The organism is Parasphingorhabdus sp., assembly GCF_041748495.1.
Classification (GTDB): domain Bacteria; phylum Pseudomonadota; class Alphaproteobacteria; order Sphingomonadales; family Sphingomonadaceae; genus Parasphingorhabdus.
Genome location: NZ_JBGTDD010000137.1, coordinates 1 through 1819, shown reverse-complemented (window position 1 = coordinate 1819; position 1819 = coordinate 1). Strand labels below are relative to the sequence as shown.

3 protein-coding genes are annotated in these 1819 nt (G+C 62.5%); 1 reads left to right on the top strand and 2 read right to left on the bottom strand.

From position 1 onward, the window contains the following. Together ACEW8J_RS12105 and rph are read right to left on the bottom strand one after the other, a co-directional pair. On the bottom strand, positions 1 to 224 hold a 224-nt coding region (locus ACEW8J_RS12105; protein WP_373491898.1), incomplete at its 3' end, for a non-canonical purine NTP pyrophosphatase. Positions 225 to 248: 24 nt separating this feature from the next. After that, on the bottom strand, positions 249 to 962 hold the full coding sequence (gene rph / locus ACEW8J_RS12100; RefSeq protein ID WP_373491897.1) for a ribonuclease PH: 714 nt from the start codon (positions 960 to 962) through the stop codon (positions 249 to 251). A 335-nt stretch (positions 963 to 1297) separates the two neighbouring features. Between rph and ACEW8J_RS12095 the strand changes: the two genes are divergently transcribed. After that, the coding region (locus ACEW8J_RS12095; RefSeq protein ID WP_373491899.1) for a heat-inducible transcriptional repressor HrcA at positions 1298 to 1819 on the top strand (522 nt) is incomplete at its 3' end.

Here is a 1819-nt window from a genome sequence, read left to right as displayed (position 1 = left end):
GCCAGCGCCACGCAATCCGCACCCTCGGCGCTCGCCCGCGCCTTGAGTAGCGCATTTTCGGCAAAGGTGGTTCCGGTTTCTTCCGGCTCCGGCAAGCCGAGATCGCCTGCCGACACCGGTTCGATGCCATAGGGCTCCAGCAGTGCCCGGATTTCCCGCACCTTGCCCTGGTTATGGCCGGCGATGATCAGGCGTCCGGGGGTGAGTTTGCGGTGAATGGTCATATATCCTTCACGACATTCTAAAACCTAACCAACCGCTCGATCCTGCGCTTCAAAAATCTGGCCACAGCCGATTTTCGCCAGCCGCATCAGCCGCATCAGGCCTTCGTCGTCAAAGGTCTGGCCCTCGGCGGTGGCCTGCGCTTCGGCGATATTGCCGTCGCCGGTGAGCACGAAATTGGCGTCGGCGCCGGCGTTGCTGTCCTCGTCATAGTCGAGGTCGAGCACCGGTGTGCCGTCAAAGATACCGCAGCTGATCGCCGCGATCTTCTGCTGGATCGGGTCTTCCTTGAGCACTTTCTGGTCGAGCAGGCCGTTGACCGCCAACCGCAGCGCCACCCAGGCGCCGCTGATCGAGGCCGTGCGCGTCCCGCCATCAGCCTGGATCACATCGCAATCGAGGGTGATCTGCCGTTCGCCGAGCTTCTTCAGATCGACGACAGAGCGCAGGCTCCGCCCGATCAGCCGCTGGATTTCCTGCGTTCTGCCCGACTGCTTGCCGCGTGCCGCCTCGCGCGAACCACGCGTATGGGTGGCGCGGGGCAGCATCGAATATTCGCCGGTGACCCAGCCGGTCCCCTTGCCGCGCATCCATGGCGGCAGGCTTGTTTCGATACTGGCGGTGCACAAGACCCGCGTATCGCCAAAGCTGATCAGGCACGACCCCTCGGCATGTTTGGTAAATCCGGTTTCGATGGAAATGGCGCGCATTTCGTCCGGCGCACGGCCCGATGGTCGCATGTGATGTTCCTTATTTTGAGTTGGTGCGTTCTTATCTACTCCCACAGGGAGAGACAACCGCTCATCCAGTCATTTTGGGGAGGGAGCGACTTTTCCTCTCCGACAGGGAGAGGCAAGCAAGACTTCGCCGGATGCCATCCGGGGTTGGTCGCGCTCGGTGAGGGGTTGTGCCCGCTCGATGGAGAAAGTTGGAACGATTTATGTGCTCCGCACTTGATGCGGAGTTTGTCCGGCAAACTGCGTTTTCAGCCGCCCAAGCTCCACACCAAGTGCGGAGCACGGCCGCATGTAATTGCCCGCTGGAAACCTTCCGACAATTGACCTATCTATCTTCCATGACCAATACCCCGATCACCGAAATGACCACGCGCGCGCAGGATATTTTCCGGGTGGTGGTGGAATCCTATCTCGACAACGGTGCCCCGGTGGGCTCGCGCACCATCTCGAAAGCCCCCGGTCTCGAGCTCTCGCCCGCCTCGATCCGCAATGTCATGCAGGATCTCGAGGAACTCGGCCTGCTCGCCGCGCCGCATACCAGCGCCGGGCGGGTGCCGACCGAATTGGGGCTGCGGCTGTTTGTCGACGGCATGATGCAGGCTGCGGAGCCGTCGCAGCAGGAGCGCGAGGCGATCGAGCGGCAGATTACCGAACAGGGCCCGGTCGAGGACGCCCTGCGCGCCACCACCTCGATCCTGTCCGGCCTGTCCTCCTGCGCTGGACTGGTGCTGGTGCCCAAGCGCGAGCCTTTGCTCAAACAGTTCAATTTCGTCAAACTGTCCGAAGTCCAGGGGCTGGCGATCCTGGTCAGCCAGGACGGCGGCGTCGAGAACCGCGTGCTCGACCTGCCGCCCGGCGTA